The organism is Ignatzschineria sp. 22MB058224, assembly GCF_058188435.1.
The window spans coordinates 1,703,173-1,722,729 of record NZ_CP187366.1 but is presented as its reverse complement, the minus strand read 5'-3'; the positions used below and the strand labels follow the sequence as shown (position 1 = coordinate 1,722,729).

The window sequence follows — 19,557 nt, the reverse complement described above, 5'->3', positions numbered from 1 at the left end:
CTTCTCTAAAATTAGAGAGTATCACCGCCGATAGGACGGTTACATGGGCAAAGTTCATCAGTTTGTAACGCATCAAGGATACGTAAAACTTCAGGAACATTACGACCAACGCTGTCTGGGTTTACCGAAACGTGTTGAATTACGTTATGTGGATCAACGATGAATGTTGCGCGTAAGCAAACGCCAGAGTTTTCATCACGAACACCAAGCATGTCTACTAATTCGCCTGCTGGATCAGCAAATGAGTAATGACCTAATTTATCCAAATCTGGATGGTCACGTCTCCAAGCTAATTTACAGAATTCGTTATCTGTTGATCCGCCCATAAGAACAGCATCACGATCTTCAAATTCTTTAGCGATTTTGTCAAACTCAACGATTTCTGTTGGGCAAACAAACGTAAAGTCTTTCGGATAGAAGTAGATAACTTTCCATTTGCCTGGGAATGATTTTTCTGTAATTGTTTCAAATGCAGAAACGCCATTCTCTTCAGGGTTGTTAAAGCCTGGTTTTGCTGCAACAACTTCAAATGGGTCTAAAGTGTCACCTACAGTTTTAGGGATACGGTATGTAAAGTCTGTTTCAAAAGTCATTGAAAACTCCTTTGTTAAGTGATTAGAAATCGGTTGAGAGCAATAAGTTAAATTTGCTCTCCTGACATTAACTATAATAGGGTCTTATAATCGATAATTCAATGGAAAGCCCTATTGAATTATCGAAAGGATCTTATATAAATTTTTAATAAGAAATAGAAGTTCCTATTAATCCTCTTTATCACTTACCTTGATGGTCTCTTCTGTTTTCGGTGTGGGGATCGCTTCTTTTGGGTGATCTACTAATTCGTCCGAATTTTCTACGTCAGTTTCTACCACTATTGTAGGAGCTTCTTTTTCAGACACTGGATCTGCTGGTAAGATAGATGACGGAATTCGAGACTGTATTTCGCTGCTATCTGATGATTTTTTATCATTTTGAGTTGTTTCCGTTTTTTTCTCGGGAATATTTGCTTTATCCATATTTTTAGCTAGCGATTGATTTTTTTCTTCAGCGTCTTTTTTGGGCGAAGATGGAGAGGGTGAAAAATTATCGGCTCTTTGTTTCTTCTCATCGGTTATCCCTTTCTCTTTTACGATATCACCAGTAGGAGCCTGCAATCCTTCTTTATTTGCAATTGCTTTTGTAGAAGTATTGGGTTTGATCGAGCTTTTTGTTGTCGATTCAGTAATAGCAGATTCTGTAATAACAATTGCCGCAGCTTCACCGGTTTTCTGTAATGGCATTACTGAAGCCTCTTTGGAAGAGTGAGAGGTTATTGGCTCACTTGCGATCACTTGCTTATCTGGTGTACTTGTTTCATCTTGAACATTATCACTTTTGATGGCATCTTCTTTTACAGTATCTACTTTCGCAATACGAGGGCGACCTTTACGGATTGCGCGTTTACGAACTTCCTCTCCAACTTGAACATCAATCAGCTCTTCTCCTTGAGCATTTGTTTCAATAGATATTTGCTCTTTGTTGTTTTGCTGTTTTTTATTCTGATTGTTACGGCGATTGCGTTGGCGCGGTGTACGATCTTCCTTATTATTCTCTTTTACCTCGAGAGAGTTCTCTTGTGTTTTAACAACATCCGTCTCTGCTGTTTTTTCAGCTTTTGTATTGTGCTTGCTCTCATCGTGATGGTTGTTGTTTCGATTGCGACGTTGAGTTTGATTGTTGTTGCGATTATTTTCTTGAGTTTTATCGTTATCACGTTGGTTTTTGCGACTGTTTCGAGAATTTTGATTGCTATCCTCTTGTGCAGTAGTTTGTTGGTTAAACTCAGCGTTGGTATCAATATCACGCTCTACCGTTTCCACAGTATTACGACTAGGATGGTTATGGCGTTGATTGCGTTGGCGCTGCGTATTATTACGCTGGCGATTACTATTTTTGGGGCGAGTATTACGATTGTTGTTATTACGTTGGCCTTTTTTACCCTTGTTACTATCATTCTTCAGTTCTTCAGTGTCGGGTTTAAATAGACCTTTTAGGAACGTCATAATCGTTGTTAATAAACCAACTTGCGCTACTTTTCCTGTGAGCTTCTCTGTAATTTTTGGTGGTGGAGCAATTGGTGAAATTCCTGAAACTGCAGGCTTTTCGATCAGTTTTTTATTTTCAATTACAGCCTCTGCGCGCATATCTTCGAGTGTAATTTCTTCCTTAATAATATGTTGCTCGCTTTCACTTCCAATCTCGTCATCTGAAACTCGATAACGGGTAATTTTGAAGTGAGGAGTCTCTAAATGTTCATCAGGAATAATAATCACGCGAACATTCAGGCGTTTCTCTATTTCTTCAACGTCAGAACGTTTTTCATTTAAGAGATATACAGCAACATTGATTGGTACTTGAATGACAAGCTCAGAAGTTTTTTCTTTGAGGGATTCTTCTTCGATAAGGCGCAGAATACCTAGTGCTAATGAACGTGTATCACGAATAGTACCTTGACCTTCACAGCGAGGGCATACAATATGAGAGGTCTCATCGAGTGATGGACGAAGTCGTTGGCGAGACATTTCAAGAAGACCAAAACGCGAAATTTGTCCGACTTGAATACGCGCTCTATCCGATGCCAATGCATCATGCAGTACACTTTCAACTTGGCGTTGATGTTTGCTATCGAGCATATCGATAAAATCGATGACTATTAGGCCTCCAAGATCACGGAGTTTTAGTTGGCGTGCGATCTCTTCCGCTGCTTCTAGGTTAGTATTAAGTGCGGTATCTTCAATATCTGCACCTTTTGTCGAGCGACCAGAGTTAATATCAATCGATACAAGTGCTTCAGTATGGTCAAAAACTAGTGCTCCACCAGAAGGGAGTCGAACATTGCGCTCATAGGCTGTCTGAATTTGGGACTCTACTTGGAATCGTGTAAAAAGTGGGACATTGTCATCATAGAGTTTAATCTTGTCACCAATTTGTGGCATGATGTTATTGATAAAGACCTCTGCTTCTTTAAACACCTCTTCATCATCGATAAGAATTTCGCCAATATCGCTGCGATAGTAATCACGAAGTGCGCGAATAATAATATTACTTTCTTGGAAAATAAGCAGCGGAGCAGGGCGTTTTCCTGCATCTACAATTGCTTCCCACAGCATAATAAGGTAATCAAGATCCCATTGTAATTCTTCTGTGGATCTACCCATTCCTGCAGTACGAACGATTAACCCCATCTCTTCAGGAATTACTAACCCATCCATTGCTTCACGGATTTCTGCACGCTGTTTTCCAGAGATACGGCGAGAAACACCACCTGCCTTGGGGTTATTAGGCATTAACACTAAATAACGGCCTGCAAGTGAGATAAAAGTGGTTAATGCTGCACCTTTGTTGCCACGCTCTTCACGTTCAACTTGAATAATTAACTCTAAACCTTCTTCAAGTTGATCTTTAATCGCTAAAGAGTGATCATTTGGTGTCTTAAAGTAATCTCTTGAGATCTCTTTAAAAGGAAGGAAACCATGGCGTTCTGAACCGTAGTCCACAAAGCAAGCTTCTAAAGATGGTTCGATTCGGGTAATTTTCCCTTTATAGATATTGGCTTTTTTCTGTTTAGTTTCAATATTTTCAATATCTAAGTCAAAAAGATGTTGTCCATCGACAAGCGCAACTCGCATCTCTTCTTGTTGAGTTGCATTAATTAGCATCCGTTTCATTGTTTCTCCAATAGAAAAATAGCGATTGCACAAAAACTACAAAGGTAGATTTAAACGGCAGATCTCTATTTCTCAAAATTATTATTTTATTTATTATACAAACCTAGCCCAAGAGACATTGTCCAGTGGGCTAGATCGTGCTTACATTTTTAATGTTGAATGATTAAATTATCATAGCGATCTAGTTTCCCGCTGATCGTGCACTTTGTGCCGCTGCGATAATTTGTCGATTACGTTGAATGAGATCTTCGTTTTTCGTAAAGCTAATTGATTTATTGGCCATTTGCTCTGCGGCAGCGTAATTTTTCTGATGTAAACGAATTTGTGCAAGATCATACCAAATACTCGCATTACGAGGTTCTAAACGAACAGCTCGTTCAAGTGAGCTTGCAGCTTTATCAAGGCGGTTTTCGCGTACCGCCTTATTGGCATCATCTATCAATAGTTGTACCGCATTTTTACCTGTTGGTGCTGGTGCAGCAACAGGTGTCGCCGGCGTAGTCGGAACTGCCGCCGCTACTGCGGGTGCATTATAACCTTGTGTCGCTTGAGTATTTGGCGTCACTTGAGGTGCAGTTTGTGGGAAATTTTGATTCGCTTGTGGCCAATTACCCACAGTAGGTTCGGGGAATACTGGAGACCCAGTATTATTAGCTACTGGAGTGCCTGTTTGGTTTTGATTTTGCATGCCTAAGAAACCCACTTCATTACTTTGGGGTGCTTGTACCGGCGAGTCCTGAAGTGCATATGCAGTTGCTGCACCATCATTTGAGAATGCGGGTTGATAAGGCTGTCCATCAACAGGTCGAACACGCGCACCTTGTGGTGTTGTGGCAGAACATGCTGTTAAGACTAAAAGACTAATTAAAAAAATGGTATTTCTTTTCACGAAAATATCCTTAAATAAATTCTGTTACATAATGGTAGTTTATGTATATGTAGTGCTCTAATTTATCACAGATTGTCTATTGAAAACAGCCTGCAATTTGCTCCCGTTAATCAAAAATAAATCCACCGGACTCGGGTGTTGGTAAATAGTAACACTCGCTGGTATAAGTCGGTTGATATCCAGAGATAAAGGGAAGTGTCCGTATTTTGGTATCCGGACATGGATTAGTCGGCGGTAATAAGCCCGTCGAGAGATCTACAGATACGTCGACAATATTTTGCGGCTTCTCTAAAGAAATATTTTCTAGGTAGAGGTTTTTCATTGCATTAGCCCACAAGGGTAATGCTCCCGCGGTACCTGTCAAACGGTGTATAGGCTTGTTATCATCTCGCCCCACCCATGTGACAGCAGTATAGTTACCTGTAAAGCCAGCGAACCAGCTATCACGGTAATCATTTGTTGTGCCGGTTTTAGCAGCCATGCGTAAGTTTCCAACGCTATGATGGATAGAACCAGCAGTTCCTTCATTTGCGACATTCATCATGCCGTAAGTGATGAGATAATTTGGAGCGGGATCAACCGCTTGAATTGGATCGACTTCTGCTTGAGCAAGTAGATTGCTTTTACTATCGGTTACTTCGCGAATAGCTCTTAGTGGAGTGAAGTAACCAGAGTTTGCTAATGTTGAGTACATCTGTGCCACCTCAATGGGGGGGAGATCTACCGAACCTAGCAGGGAAGCAGGAACTGGCATTAGATTATATTTAATGGGGCTAACACCTACGCGATAGAGAGTATCAATTACATTTTCAAGTCCAATATCCATCCCTACTCGAATGACAGGCAAATTATATGATTTTGCCAATGCTGTAATGAGTGGTATCCAACCATGTAATCGACGATCATAATTATTCGGTTCCCATAACGTTCCTGCGATTGGTAGACTCACAGGTGTTGAGTCATCGAGAGGTGTTGCGAGAGAATAACGACTTGGTTCTTCGAGTGCACGCAGATAAACAAAGGGTTTGACTAACGAACCAATAGGACGATTAGTATTTAAGGCTCGATTAAATCCTGCCTGACGAACGTTACGGTCGCCAACAATTGCTGAAATTTCGCCAGTATTATTTTTTGCAATGACAATTGCGCCTTGTAAAACATTTTTAGAAAGACCGCGATCTTTCTCAATTTTACTCAAGGTCTCTGTAATTGATTTCTCTGCATAATCTTGAGCGATGGGATCTAGCGTTGTGAAGATTCTTAGTCCACCAGAACGGAGCTGATCAGCGCTATACTGTGCTTGAAGTTGTTTATATACAAGCTCAATGAATGCTGGGAATTTGGTATTTGCTGGCGGTGGATTTTGTAAAATTTTAAGCGGTTCTGCCTTCACAATTGCCGCATCCTCTGCACTTAGGAGATTTTGATCTACTAATACATCAATAATTAAGTTTCGGCGTTTAATAGCTACATCAGGGTGCCGACGAGGGTTGTAAGCACTTGGACTTGGGATAACCGCTACTAAGGTAGCAATTTCACCAATCGATAGTTCATTGACAGGTTTACCAAAGAAAAACTCACTGGCTAAACCAAAACCATGGATTGCACGATCCCCATCTTGCGAAAGATAGATCTCATTAATGTAGGCTTCTAAAATATCATCTTTATCAAAACGCCAATCCAGCACGATAGCGTAAAACATTTCCTGAATTTTACGCTCAAGTGTTTTTTCATTGGTGAGGAAGTAGTTTTTAATTAACTGCTGCGTTAAGGTTGATCCACCTTGAACATTACGACCGGCTTTAAAGTTTGTAATTACCGCACGTAAAATTCCTTTCGGATTGATACCAAAATGTTGGTAATAAGAACGATCTTCCATTGCTAAAAGTGTATCAATTAGCATCGGGGGAATTTCTTCTCGCTTCAATAAAATACGATCTTCATTATGTGTAGGGTAGATCGATGCAATAAGTAGTGGTTCAATTCGTGTGATGGAAATTTCTTCGCCTGTTTTGACGTTAATAATCTTATCGATCTCATTTTTCTTAAAAAATGTTTCAATAACATGCGAATTTTCTGTACCGTCACTGTAAGTAAATGGCCGAGTATGAACTGAGATGCTGTTTTTAGCTTCATCGAAAAAGTATGTTCCCGGTTGCGAAAGATTTTTCGCCGGGCGATAGAGAATCCAATCAAGTTCTTGCACCATATCTTTAGGTTTAAGATGTTGTCCTGCAAACAACTCTAGAGGGCGAGCGTAGACGCGAGCAGGCAATGACCATTGGCGATTGGTAAATTGTGGCGTTACTTCTTGATCCGCTTTAACGAGGAAGTATCCAAAGATTGGCAATGTAACTAATGCCGCAATTATTATTATCGAGATAACAAGACGCATGAGATAGGCAACTGCGCGATTGGCTCGTTCACCGAAGGTGAGATGTTTCTTTTTTTCTTTCATACGGGTAGTTTATACCGATTTTTATGTTAAGTTGCTACAAAAATAGTGAATTTCGGTGTTTTATAGCTTTTTGTATTATATTTTAATGGCTTACTGCTGAATTTATTTCCTTTAATTGAGGTATTATATAAGATACTTTTACTAATGAAAAATATAACTTTAATGTAATTTTCTGGCGACCATTTTAAAAAATGTCGGTATAATCAAGCTTTAATTATGCATTACATCATTTTGTTCTTGTAAGAGGTAAAAGTAAGGCAATGTCAGAAGAAGGAAGTAGGAAGGGCGAGTCTTGGTTGCAACGACTAGGATTCGATAAACATAAAGAAATTAGTGTTGAAACACTGATTAACGATTGCGAAGAAGTCCGTGCTCAAGGATTAATTAGTGATGATTCCGCTGAGATGATTCGAGCCATTATTGCAGGCTCAAACCAAACTGTGCGTGAAATTATGATTCCGCGTGCCAAAATGGTTACTATTGCCATTGATGAAGCACCAGAAGTGATTATGGAGCGAATTATTGCTTCAGGACATTCCCGTTTTCCTGTTTTATCCGAAAATCATGAAGAGATCATCGGTGTATTACTCTCAAAAGACCTTCTCCCTTATATTGGTCAAAGTACGCTTGATATTCATCCTCTCATTCGTCCTGTTGAGTATGTCCCAGAGGGAAAATTTGTTACTGCGTTGATTAATGATTTTCGCATGAAACGAACCCATATGGCATTGGTTGTCGATGAGTTTGGTTCAGTTTCTGGATTAATTACTATTGAAGATCTATTAGAGCAGATTGTCGGTGATATAGATGATGAACATGATCATCATGAAGAACCTCAAGAGTTAGTGAAAGTAGTTGGGGATAATGTTTATTTGATTAATGCATTGATTCCGCTAGAAGACTTTAATCAATATTTTGATCGGAATTATGAAGAGGAAGATGTTGAAACTCTCAGCGGATTGATTATGATGACTGCGGGGAGTTTGCCTTCTGAAAATGATGTTGTAGAAATTGATGATATGTGCTTTAAAGTACTTCCATTTAGTGGTAACTATTTGAATAATGTAGAACTCAGCTTTAAAAGTGAATAATTATTCTTCAGATTGCTAGATTGGTTTGACAGAGTAAGGTTCATCGATTAATATAGCAATCCTTAATTCCTCGATAGCTCAGTTGGTAGTAGCACTTGACTGTTAATCAAGGGGTCCCTGGTTCGAGCCCAGGTCGAGGAGCCAAATTAAGCGAAAGCCTGAATCACTGATTCAGGCTTTTTTGTTTCTGTCGTAATTATTTTTTTGAATTATTAATGAAGAGAAAAATTATGAGAAAGCCCTTTAATGGCATCTATCAATGGTTATTCTATTTGGGTATGATTATATCGAGTTTATCTCCGCTAGCTGCTGATGAACGTCGGGAGATAAAAATCTTGCGGCAAACACCAACAGAACTTGATCGGGCTATTAGTGATCATCTTTGTGTCAGTTATGAAGTTCTTCATCCTTATCATCGTTGTAAAGAACTCTATGTTGATCAAGGAATTTTAACGAACGAAGAGCTTGCCGGGTTCGATTTTATTATTACCTCCGAACAGTTTTTTAATGATTCGCTCGCGAGCAATTTTTCTTTAGTTTTACCACTTTATCAGCAATCTTTTACAATTGTGGCGCATGAAGATGTAGATCCTAAGCGTATATTTAGTAAAGAGCTTCGTTATGGAGTAGTTGATCAGATCTATCAGGTATCAGTATTAGATGATGTATTAAAAGCCGTAGGGGCAAAGGCGAATCAATTAAATATTATGAAAGCAAAAAATCGTGATCTTGTAGAACGTTTTTGCAGTTATGATTTGAATGTAGTGTTTATTACGGGTGCTCATCCAAATAGAGTGGTGCGACAGTTAAATACTTTATGCGATGGTAAGCCACTCTCTGTCGCTGATTTTTTGCCGACGAAATTTTTTAAGAAGCACCGTTATTTTTATCAAACATCCGTTCCCAAGGAGTATTATTGGCGAATAGATAAAAATATAGAAACATTAAGCGTACGCTATCTCTTAGCGGTGAATAATCGTTTACAAGAAGAAGAGCTCGATCGTTTGATTACGAGCTTTATGAAGGAGCTCGCTTATAATCGGCAAATCCCTATCACTGAACACTCAATTATGCGTAATGCACAAAATATTCAAACACCATTGAATGACGTTGGGAAGGCGTTGATTGAAAAACTCACAATTGCAGAGACTTCTGAAGCAGATAAGTCTGAAGGGATAACAAATTAGAAGCGTAATATCGATGAATTGCCATCAATTTAAGTCGGTTTATGGTGGTTTTATTGAGCAAGGAATTCCGTAATACAATTAGTAACAGCACAATGAACTTTTTGTGCGTGAATATCGAAAGTGAGCAGATCCTTTTCGCGTCGTAGCCATGTGCGTTGGCGCTTAGCATACTGTCGGGTTGCGATAATAGCAAGCTCAACCGCTTCTTCAAGGCTTGTTTCTCCTTCAAGATAATTCCAAATTTGCCGATAGCCTACCGCACGCATCGATGGATAGTCGAGATTTAGCATTGGGAACGCTTCTCTTAAACGTGTAACTTCATCGACAAGCCCTGATTGAATCATGGTCTGATAGCGTTTAGCAATCTGCTCGTTGCGGTGTTTTTCCTGATTATTGGCTAATGCAATTTTAATAAAAGGATATGGAATCCCCGATTTTTTCGGCAATGACCAATAGTAAGTGAGGGGCTTTCCTGTTTCATGGTAAACGCTGAGAGCTCTCAATACCCGTTGCGAATCATTAGGGTTTAAACGGGCACCGCTTTCAGGGTCAACAGCGAGGAGCGCCTCATGCAGCGCCGGCGAACCTTCTGTTTCGAGTTTGAGGGTTAATTGAGCGAGCACTTTGTCGCTGACCGATGGAATGGGGGAAATTCCCTCTAATAAAGATTGAAAATAGAGGAATGTGCCGCCGACCAATAAGGGAACTCGTCCTTTTTTAAAGCTCTCTTCAATTGCGTGCAGTGCGTCTCGGCGAAATTCGGCAGTGGAATAACGCTCCGTTGGCTTACAAATATCGATCAATTGATGGGGATATTTTGCTAAAATTGCCGTAGAAGGTTTTGCGGTGCCAATATTCATTCCTTGATAAATCATTGCCGAATCTACAGAAATAATATCAATAGGGAGTTTATCTGCAAGGTGTAATGCGAGCTCTGTTTTACCGGTTGCTGTGGGCCCCATTAAACAAATGACTCTCTTATTCATATATAATCCCTTACAATTTCCTAATTAACAGATAATAAGGATAGTATACCGTAATGAGCCGATATTGGACGAGTCTTAAAGATTTATATATAGAAGATTTAGTAAAGCAGAGCGTTGAAATAGAAAAAGTCGCATCTGAGTTCCAGATCAAGATTAGCCCAACAATCCAGATGCAGCTACAAAACCGAAATAGTGAAGATGTTAAGGCGCTGTTAGGACAATTTGTACCTTCTATTTTGGAGGCAACGATTTTACCAGAGGAGCTAGATGATCCTATTGGTGACCACAGATTTATGCCGGTGGCAGGAGTCGTTCATCGTTATCAAGATCGTGCGCTTTTAAAGATTACTCAATTATGTGAGGTTTATTGCCGATTTTGCTTCCGTAAGGAGATGATTGGGCATAAAGGAGAGATGCTTACTCCAGAAGAGATTGATGCGGCAATCGACTATTTTAGCGTCACAAAAAGATTAAAAGAAGTGATTTTGACAGGTGGTGATCCGCTAATTCTTTCTGTGCGGAGAATGAGTGATATTTTGGAAAGAATTGCAGCGATTTCGCATATTAAAAGTATTCGGATTCATAGCCGCATTCCTATTGTTTCTCCAAAGTTAATTACGACGCAATATCTCTCTCTTTTTGAAAAGATTATTGATTCTCGTAAGGTATCCCTTGTATTAGTGGTGCATGCAAATCATGCAGCGGAATTTACTGAAGAAGCGGAAAAGGTTTTGCTTGCATTGAGGAAGCGTGGAGTATTGCTGTTATCACAATCTGTAATGTTAAAAAATATTAACGATAACGAACAAGCATTAACAGATTTAATGTGGAAATTTATTGAAAATGGTGTTAAGCCTTACTATCTTCATCAAATGGATCTCGCCCGTGGTACAAGTCATTTTGTCGTAGAAAATGAAAGAGCGATAGAGTTAGTGAATTCATTAAGAGAAAAAAATTCTGGTATTTGTGTTCCTCGTTTAATTCTTGAAATTCCCGCAGGGGGAGGCAAAAAGGTTCTTGCTTAAATTGCTAATAGAATGATTCATTAATATCAATATCGAAAATTTTTAAAGTTTTAAAAATTTAGCAAAATTTGTTGTGCCGTTTGAGGAAGTCCGCTCCATGGCCAGAGGATTGAGAATTTAGTTCCCCCATATTGGCGCCAGAGCATGGCAGAACGAATGCCCGCTAGAAGTAGGGTTCGTATTTCATTAGTAATAGGTGGTTGTGTGAGGAGGTTCTGATCTCCTCGAATCATGATTTTAGGTGTTAACTTACTTAAGGTTTGTGTGTAGAGATCAGCGATACTCGCTATAATGTTTTCATGATCGATCTCGAAATATTTTAATTTTTCTGCTATTGATTCTAATCCAGCGGCAAGTGTCGTAAGAGTATCTTGATTCTGGCTGAGGGACTTCTCTAAAGAAATGATGGAGTAAAAATAGATTTTAGATTGGTTGGGAACATCTTTTAATCCATGTGCAAATGCTTGCAACCCTCTGGAAAGATTTTGCGATCCATTATAAACCTCGTCGATAGTTTCGGGCTTGAATATAAATAGGCTATGAATAAGGGGGTTTCGTATAGCAGGAGAAGTACTGCCGGTTGTTGCGAGTTGGTGGATTATTTCAGCTGCTTGAATAATTCCTGCTAGAGCGATGACTTGATGTTTGTTCATCTTAATTTCCTTAATGCCTTAATAATATTCAGCCTATCAAAAACTGATTAGTTTTGTCTATGTTCTTATATTTAAATAATATTAATTAATAATCTGTATTAAAATAAAAACGTTTTTCTAGCCTTTAAATTTGTAAATTTTTATAAATTAATAAATAGTAAGGCGTTTTTTGTTAAAAAACAATATTTATTCTATGAATAATCATACTGTTTTCAGATCTTCAGGAATAATTATTTTTAATATATAAATTATTGATGATTTGGTAGATAATGCCATAGTTTTGGCGTAAACGGTTATTTTTAATGATATTTATTATTAACTGTTTTTTATTGTAGGTTATTTATTTTTTATATATTATAAATATATTTATCATTTGTTCCCAAAAAAGAATTGTTTTATAAATTTATTTACATGTATCCTGTTAATATTTGATCAAGAAAAATATATTTTCAATTCAGTAAGGATGAAGAAATTATGAACAGAATATATAGTGTTGTTTGGAGTTATGCAAAGAAAACATATGTTGTAGCCTTTGAGTTTGCAAAAGCCACTGGCAAAAATAGCTGTAAAAAACTATCTGTTTCTAACGGTTTCATGTTGCTACTTTTGGCAGTCGCTTACCCTGCCACGGCATTAGGTTCTGATCAAATTAATTCTTTACCAGAAAAAGAATCTTTATTTGTGAATAAACAAGATAAATCTATCCTGTACGTTAAATCTGATGAAGAGGCTTCTGAAGAGTTACTTGAAACTGAACTATACGCTATTTCTCCTAGATTGGGGTTAAATGCTTATGAGGCTGGCCCTCAGTCTAAAGCTAATGCAGAAAATTCTCTTGCACTTGGGAAAGAAAGTACAGTTTCAAGTTCAGCTCAAGGAGCAGTGGCTGTTGGTAATAAAAATACAATTGGGAACAATTCGGGTTCATCTTTGGCAGTCGGGGGGTTTAATACAGTAAATATTAATTTTGGTACTGCGGTGGGGTACTCCAACTCGGTTTCGGGGAGATATGCTACCGCTTTAGGAAGTCAAAATACAGTGTCCGGTGTTAACGGTCTTACAATAGGTTATTTGAATACGGTAACTGGAGAGGACGGTATTGCTATGGGCTCGAATATCTATTCATCAGGGGCTAATAGTGTTCTTTTAGGCGAAGGATTGTGGTACAGCGGAAAGAATGGGGTTATTATTGGAGACGGTAGAGATGGTAGTTTAAAAACGATGTATCAGGGGGATGCGATAGTTGTTATTGGTGATCATGCTTTTGCTGGTGCTAATTCTGCTATCGCGATTGGTACTAATGCATCTGCGAAAGGACTTAATAGTATTGCGATTGGCCAAGGGGCTAAAGTAACGTACGCTAACTCAGTAGCGTTAGGGGCTGGAAGTCAAGCAACGAAAAGCAACTCGCTTGCAATAGGTGGTGCTGGAAATACTCGTGTTATTGAATGGGTATCAGAGGGAGACCTTTCCTCTGGCTCGAAAGAGGCGGTCAATGGCTCACAGCTATTTGCTACCAATGAGCGTGTTACAAAAAATGAAGAAGAGGTTCTTAAAGCACAAGAGAGTGTGAAGGATTTTGGAGATCAAATCACTCAAAATACAACAAATATTAATAAAAACGCCACTGAAATAGCAAAAGGTTTAACGTTTGCAGGTGATAGCGGTAATCATAACTTCAAACTTGGCGATACGATTAACCTTAAAGGCAATGCAGCATCTGATAAAGTTTTAGTTGATGGTAATATTGGGGTTAATGTAGATAGTGCAACGGGTAACATTAGTGTTAAGCTCGCGAAAGATCTCGATCTCAGCTCTGCAGGCTCTTTGAAAGTAGGTAATACAACAGTAAATAATAGTGGTATCAATATCATTGATGAGACAACTGGCGAAATACTTACACAATTTAGCGATGAAGGTCTTGTCATTAAAAATGGGCCAACTGTAACACAAAATGGCATTAATGCAGGTAACAAAGTTATCTCTAATGTTGCTAATGGTGATCTTTCTGAAAATTCTAAAGAAGCAGTCAATGGCTCACAGCTATTTGCGACGAATGCAAAGGTTACAGAGAACAGTAATAATATTACGAACCTCGATAAGCGAGTAACGACTAACGAAGGAAATATTACCAACCTTGGTGATCGAATTACGACTAACGAGGGAAATATTACTAAGCTTGGCGATAAAATCACCAATATTACTGATGGTAAATCGGGGGTTATCCAATTATCTTCTGATGGTACATCATTAGTAGTTGATAACACGTTAGGTGAGAAAGCAACGGTATTAGATTTATCAAATGGTAATAGCACGCGTAAGGTAACCGGCGTTACAGAAGGGCTTTTAAGTGCTGACTCAACAGATGCAGTCAATGGCTCACAGCTATTTGCGACGAATGCAAAGGTTACAGAGAACAGTAATAATATTACGAACCTCGATAAGCGAGTAACGACTAACGAAGGAAATATTACCAACCTTGGTGATCGAATTACGACTAACGAAGGAAATATTACTCAGCTTGGCGATCGAATTACGACTAACGAGGGAAATATTACTAAACTTGGCGATAAAATCACCAATATTACTGATGGTAAATCGGGGGTTATCCAATTATCTTCTGATGGTACATCATTAGTAGTTGATAATACGTTAGGTGAGAAAGCAACGGTATTAGATTTATCAAATGGTAATAGTACGCGTAAGGTAACCGGCGTTACAGAAGGGCTTTTAAGTGCTGACTCAACAGATGCAGTCAATGGCTCACAGCTATTTGCGACGAATGCAAAGGTTACAGAGAACAGTAATAATATTACGAACCTCGATAAGCGAGTAACGACTAACGAAGGAAATATTACCAACCTTGGTGATCGAATTACGACTAACGAAGGAAATATTACTCAGCTTGGCGATAGAATTACGACTAACGAGGGAAATATTACTAAACTTGGCGATAAAATCACCAATATTACTGATGGTAAATCGGGGGTTATCCAATTATCTTCTGATGGTACATCATTAGTAGTTGATAATACGTTAGGTGAGAAAGCAACGGTATTAGATTTATCAAATGGTAATAGCACGCGTAAGGTAACCGGCGTTACAGAAGGGCTTTTAAGCGCTGACTCAACAGATGCAGTCAATGGCTCACAGCTATTTGCGACGAATGCAAAGGTTACAGAGAACAGTAATAATATTACGAACCTCGATAAGCGAGTAACGACTAACGAAGGAAATATTACTCAGCTTGGCGATCGAATTACGACTAACGAGGGAAATATTACTAAACTTGGCGATAAAATCACCAATATTACTGATGGTAAATCGGGGGTTATCCAGTTATCTTCGGATGGTAAATCCTTAGTGGTTGATAATACGTTAGGTGAGAAAGCAACGGTATTAGATTTATCAAATGGTAATAGCACGCGTAAGGTAACCGGCGTTACGGAAGGGCTTTTAAGTGCTGACTCAACAGATGCAGTCAATGGCTCACAGCTATTTGCGACGAACGCAAAGGTTACAGAGAACAGTAATAATATTACGGATCTTGGCAATAAAATTACCAATATAAGTGGCGGTAAATCGGGGGTTATCCAGTTATCTTCGGATGGTAAATCCTTAGTGGTTGATAATACGTTAGGTGAGAAAGCAACGGTATTAGATTTATCAAATGGTAATAGCACGCGTAAGGTAACCGGCGTTACAGAAGGGCTTTTAAGTGCTGACTCAACAGATGCAGTCAATGGCTCACAGCTATTTGCGACGAATGCAAAGGTTACAGAGAACAGTAACAATATTACGAACCTCGATAAGCGAGTAACGACTAACGAAGGAAATATTACCAACCTTGGTGATCGAATTACGACTAACGAAGGAAATATTACTCAGCTTGGCGATCGAATTACGACTAACGAGGGAAATATTACTAAACTTGGCGATAAAATCACCAATATTACTGATGGTAAATCGGGGGTTATCCAATTATCTTCTGATGGTACATCATTAGTAGTTGATAATACGTTAGGTGAGAAAGCAACGGTATTAGATTTATCAAATGGTAATAGCACGCGTAAGGTAACCGGCGTTACAGAAGGGCTTTTAAGTGCTGACTCAACAGATGCAGTCAATGGCTCACAGCTATTTGCGACGAATGCAAAGGTTACAGAGAACAGTAATAATATTACGGATCTTGGCAATAAAATTACCAATATAAGTGGCGGTAAATCAGGGGTTATCCAGTTATCTTCGGATGGTAAATCCTTAGTGGTTGATAATACGTTAGCTGTGAATGCAACGGTATTAGATTTATCAAATAGTAGCAATGGAAGTGGTCGTAAATTAACAGGCATTTTAGCGGGTACTGCGGATGCAGATGCGGTCAATGTATCACAATTGAAACCTGTTATTGCAGGCTTAGGTGGTGGAGCTAAAATTGATGATAATGGCACAGTAATAGGCCCTAATTATAACGAAGCTTTAGGTCTTGGTGAAGGTGCTGCTCCAGTTACAACCGTAGATGGTGGTTTGAAATATGTGAACGACCAGGTAACGAATGTTAAAGATGTGATCGGCGGTGAAGTCGGTGAAGATGGTAAGTGGACTATTGATCTTGGTAAAAATGAAGATGGTAGCAGTAAAACAATTACAGGTGCGATCACTGATAATACGAATAGTATTAATGATATCAATAGCAAAGTATCCGGCGGTAAGCTTGGCTTAGTTCAACTTGGTGCCAGTGGTCAGATTGTTATTGATAATGAGGTAGAGGGTGTTGATGGTGCGGTCTTTAATTTTGCCAATAGCAATGGAAGTGGTCGTAAATTAACAGGCATTTTAGCGGGTACTGCGGATGCAGATGCGGTCAATGTATCACAGTTGAAACCTGTTATTGCAGGCTTAGGTGGTGGAGCTAAAATTGATGATAATGGCACAGTGACAGGCCCTAATTATAACGAAGCTTTAGGTCTTGAAGAAGGTGCTGCTCCAGTTACAACCGTAGATGGTGGTTTAAAATATGTGAACGACCAGGTAACGAATGTTAAAGATGTGATCGGCGGTGAAGTCGGTGAAGATGGTAAGTGGACTATTGATCTTGGTAAAAATGAAGATGGTAGCAGTAAAACAATTACAGGTGCGATCACTGATAATACGAATAGTATTAATGATATCAATAGCAAAGTATCCGGCGGTAAGCTTGGCTTAGTTCAACTTGGTGCCAGTGGTCAGATTGTTATTGATAATGAGGTAGAGGGTGTTGATGGTGCGGTCTTTAATTTTGCCAATAGCAATGGAAGTGGTCGTAAATTAACAGGCATTTTAGCGGGTACTGCGGATGCAGATGCGGTCAATGTATCACAGTTGAAACCTGTTATTGCAGGCTTAGGTGGTGGAGCTAAAATTAATGATAATGGCACAGTGACAGGCCCTAATTATAACGAAACTTTAGGTCTTGAAGAAGGTGCTGCTCCAGTTACAACCGTAGATGGTGGTTTAAAATATGTGAACGACCAGGTAACGAATGTTAAAGATGTGATCGGCGGTGAAGTCGGTGAAGATGGTAAGTGGACTATTGATCTTGGTAAAAATGAAGATGGTAGCAGTAAAACAATTACAGGTGCGATCACTGATAATACGAATAGTATTAATGATATCAATAGCAAAGTATCCGGCGGTAAGCTTGGTCTAGTTCAACTCTCAGATAATGGTAAAGAACTTGTAATTGATAATGCTGTTGCAAAAGATGCTACAGAATTTAACTTCGCAGGCGTTAATGATAAGGGTGAACCTGTCACTCGTAAATTAACCGGCGTTAGTGAAGGCTTAATTTCTGCTGATTCAAAAGATGCGATTAATGGGTCTCAGCTTTATAGTGCCAATGAGAAAATCGGATCGGTTCTAGGCGGTGATGCTGGTTATGCGAAGGATCCTGAGACAGGAGATATTGTCTTAGATGAAAATGGTAATCCCATTTGGAGGGGTCCAAGCTATCAGTTCTCTGGTGAAGGTAATACATTTAATACAATAGGTGGAGCCTTTGATCACGTGAGTAGTAAAATCGATGGACTTGAGTCAGGACTGAAGTCAGTTACAGATGGGACCAGTGGTATTTTTATTTTAGGAGGTAGTGGTCAAGGCAATCCAAACGAGATTGTTATCAATAACAATTATAATAATAATACTGTACTGAATGTTTCAGGTAAAGATAACGATGGTAATGATTTTGATCGTACTATTACGGGCGTTAAAGATGGTGCAATTAATAAAGGTTCTTCGGATGCAATCAACGGTTCACAGCTTCATGGAGTCAGCGAGAGTATCGCAAGTGCATTAGGTGGTGGAGCGGGAGTAAAAGAAGATGGCTCTATTACAAAACCAACATATACTTTTACAGATAAAAATGGTAAAGAAACATCTGTTGATAATATTGGTGGTGCATTTAATCATGTCAACGATCAAATCGTAGATCTTGATAACCGTGTAGACAAAAACACTAATGACATCTCTAGTATCAAAGATATTATTGGGGGTACGTCAGACCAAGATGGTAATTGGATTAAACCTGATCTCGGTAAAAATAGTGACGGTAAAGATAATACGATAGTAGATATTGTTGAAGGTGTAACTAAAGGTACTTCTGGTATTGTTAAAGTTGATGGTGATAACGTAGTGCTTGATCAAGGTGTTACTGGTAACAAAGACTTTAATATTTCAGGTACCGATGGTGACCGAACCCTCACAGGTGTAAAAGACGGTACAATCAGTGAAGGCTCTTCCGACGCTATCAATGGCGGCCAGCTTTTTGATTATAGTACTGCCGTTGGTAATATGATTGGTGGCGGAGCGACTTATGACAGCAAAACGAATTCATTTAAATATAATTCGGATTCGGCAATAGGAAAATATGGTTCGGTCGACGATGCAATTAAATCTTTAGACGAAAATCAAATGTTTACCTCAGGCAAAGCGGTTGTTTTTGATGCTAATGGTGAAAAATCAGAAAAGGATGCGATTGTTGTCAATTCGAATAATAATGCGACTGTTGTGAATTTTGCTAATGGTGATGTAGCACGTAAAGTGACAGGTGTTGCAGATGGTTATATTGGTCAAGGATCGACAGAGGCTGTAAATGGAGGTCAACTTCATGCAGTTAAAGAGGAGATTCAGAGTATTAATTATACTATGAACCACTACAATACTCGTATGAATACGATTGAGAAGAAAGTCCATGAGAATCGTAAAGTGGCAAGTGCCGGTATCGCGGGAGCTATGGCGATGAGTTCGATTCCGTATGTGGAATACTCGAAATATTCATTCGGTATGGGTATCGGTTACTATGATGGTGAGAGTGCGATTTCACTTGGTTTCCAAGGGAAAATTAGTGATCGTACTTATTATAGACTGCAAATGTCATATGATACGCAAAACAAAGTGGGCTTAGGCGCAGGAGTTGCGTTTGAGTTCTAAGGTACTCATCATCAAATGATGATTCGATAGTTACAATAAAATTAAAATGCTCAAGTTCAATGGCTTGGGCATTTTTTATAATTAAATGGCAATAGGA

The 19,557-nt window shown here is 39.0% G+C and carries 10 protein-coding genes and 1 tRNA gene; 5 read left to right on the top strand and 6 right to left on the bottom strand.

All coding sequences use genetic code 11. The features are described from left to right. Positions 1–11: 11 nt before the first annotated feature. The 4 genes from ACPF7B_RS07510 to mrcB all read right to left on the bottom strand — a co-directional run bounded on the left by ACPF7B_RS07510 (position 12) and on the right by mrcB (position 7,054). Positions 12–593 carry a peroxiredoxin gene (locus tag ACPF7B_RS07510; RefSeq protein WP_490505197.1) on the bottom strand — a complete coding sequence of 194 codons (582 nt, stop codon included), beginning with the start codon at positions 591–593 and terminating at the stop codon, positions 12–14. A gap of 168 nt (positions 594–761) precedes the next feature. Further along, entirely contained in the window at positions 762–3,707 is a 2,946-nt protein-coding gene (locus tag ACPF7B_RS07505; RefSeq protein ID WP_490505196.1) for an Rne/Rng family ribonuclease, read from the bottom strand. A 181-nt stretch (positions 3,708–3,888) separates the two neighbouring features. Further along, a complete protein-coding gene (locus ACPF7B_RS07500; RefSeq protein ID WP_490505195.1) occupies positions 3,889–4,596 on the bottom strand; it encodes a tetratricopeptide repeat protein in 708 nt (235 codons plus the stop codon). A 106-nt stretch (positions 4,597–4,702) separates the two neighbouring features. Then, positions 4,703–7,054: a penicillin-binding protein 1B gene (gene mrcB / locus ACPF7B_RS07495; RefSeq protein WP_490505194.1), complete on the bottom strand. Its 2,352-nt coding sequence runs from the start codon at positions 7,052–7,054 to the stop codon at positions 4,703–4,705. A gap of 260 nt (positions 7,055–7,314) precedes the next feature. Between mrcB and ACPF7B_RS07490 the strand changes: the two genes are divergently transcribed. The 3 genes from ACPF7B_RS07490 (at position 7,315) to ACPF7B_RS07480 (ending at position 9,332) form a co-directional block, all read left to right on the top strand. After that, the gene (locus ACPF7B_RS07490) at positions 7,315–8,145 is read left to right on the top strand and encodes a transporter associated domain-containing protein (RefSeq protein WP_490505193.1); all 831 of its coding nucleotides are present in this window, start codon (positions 7,315–7,317) and stop codon (positions 8,143–8,145) included. Positions 8,146–8,212: 67 nt separating this feature from the next. Further along, positions 8,213–8,289 (top strand) — tRNA-Asn (locus ACPF7B_RS07485). An 86-nt stretch (positions 8,290–8,375) separates the two neighbouring features. Continuing rightward, positions 8,376–9,332: a TAXI family TRAP transporter solute-binding subunit gene (locus tag ACPF7B_RS07480; protein WP_490505192.1), complete on the top strand. Its 957-nt coding sequence runs from the start codon at positions 8,376–8,378 to the stop codon at positions 9,330–9,332. A 50-nt stretch (positions 9,333–9,382) separates the two neighbouring features. On the opposite strand, the gene miaA is transcribed toward ACPF7B_RS07480, so the two are convergent. Then, positions 9,383–10,318, bottom strand: a complete 936-nt coding sequence (miaA, locus tag ACPF7B_RS07475) for a tRNA (adenosine(37)-N6)-dimethylallyltransferase MiaA (protein WP_490505191.1) — start codon at positions 10,316–10,318, stop codon at positions 9,383–9,385. Positions 10,319–10,371: 53 nt separating this feature from the next. Between miaA and ACPF7B_RS07470 the strand changes: the two genes are divergently transcribed. After that, positions 10,372–11,343 (top strand): KamA family radical SAM protein, encoded by a 972-nt coding sequence (locus ACPF7B_RS07470; protein ID WP_490505190.1) that lies wholly within the window; start codon positions 10,372–10,374, stop codon positions 11,341–11,343. A gap of 50 nt (positions 11,344–11,393) precedes the next feature. On the opposite strand, the gene hflD is transcribed toward ACPF7B_RS07470, so the two are convergent. Further along, a complete protein-coding gene (gene hflD, locus ACPF7B_RS07465) occupies positions 11,394–11,996 on the bottom strand; it encodes a high frequency lysogenization protein HflD (protein WP_490505189.1) in 603 nt (200 codons plus the stop codon). A gap of 474 nt (positions 11,997–12,470) precedes the next feature. On the opposite strand from hflD, the gene ACPF7B_RS07460 reads away from it, so the two are divergent. Continuing rightward, positions 12,471–19,460, top strand: a complete 6,990-nt coding sequence (locus ACPF7B_RS07460) for an ESPR-type extended signal peptide-containing protein (protein WP_490505188.1) — start codon at positions 12,471–12,473, stop codon at positions 19,458–19,460. The last annotated feature ends 97 nt before the right edge of the window (positions 19,461–19,557 follow it).

Bases quoted from the DNA above. Each gene is read 5' to 3' on its own strand.
- ACPF7B_RS07510 (WP_490505197.1), bottom strand. From the start codon at position 593: ATGACTTTTGAAACAGACTTTACATACCGTATCCCTAAAACTGTAGGT.
- ACPF7B_RS07505 (WP_490505196.1), bottom strand. From the start codon at position 3,707: ATGAAACGGATGCTAATTAATGCAACTCAACAAGAAGAGATGCGAGTT.
- mrcB (WP_490505194.1), bottom strand. From the start codon at position 7,054: ATGAAAGAAAAAAAGAAACATCTCACCTTCGGTGAACGAGCCAATCGC.
- ACPF7B_RS07490 (WP_490505193.1), top strand. From the start codon at position 7,315: ATGTCAGAAGAAGGAAGTAGGAAGGGCGAGTCTTGGTTGCAACGACTA.
- ACPF7B_RS07480 (WP_490505192.1), top strand. From the start codon at position 8,376: ATGAGAAAGCCCTTTAATGGCATCTATCAATGGTTATTCTATTTGGGT.
- miaA (WP_490505191.1), bottom strand. From the start codon at position 10,318: ATGAATAAGAGAGTCATTTGTTTAATGGGGCCCACAGCAACCGGTAAA.
- ACPF7B_RS07470 (WP_490505190.1), top strand. From the start codon at position 10,372: ATGAGCCGATATTGGACGAGTCTTAAAGATTTATATATAGAAGATTTA.
- hflD (WP_490505189.1), bottom strand. From the start codon at position 11,996: ATGAACAAACATCAAGTCATCGCTCTAGCAGGAATTATTCAAGCAGCT.
- ACPF7B_RS07460 (WP_490505188.1), top strand. From the start codon at position 12,471: ATGAACAGAATATATAGTGTTGTTTGGAGTTATGCAAAGAAAACATAT.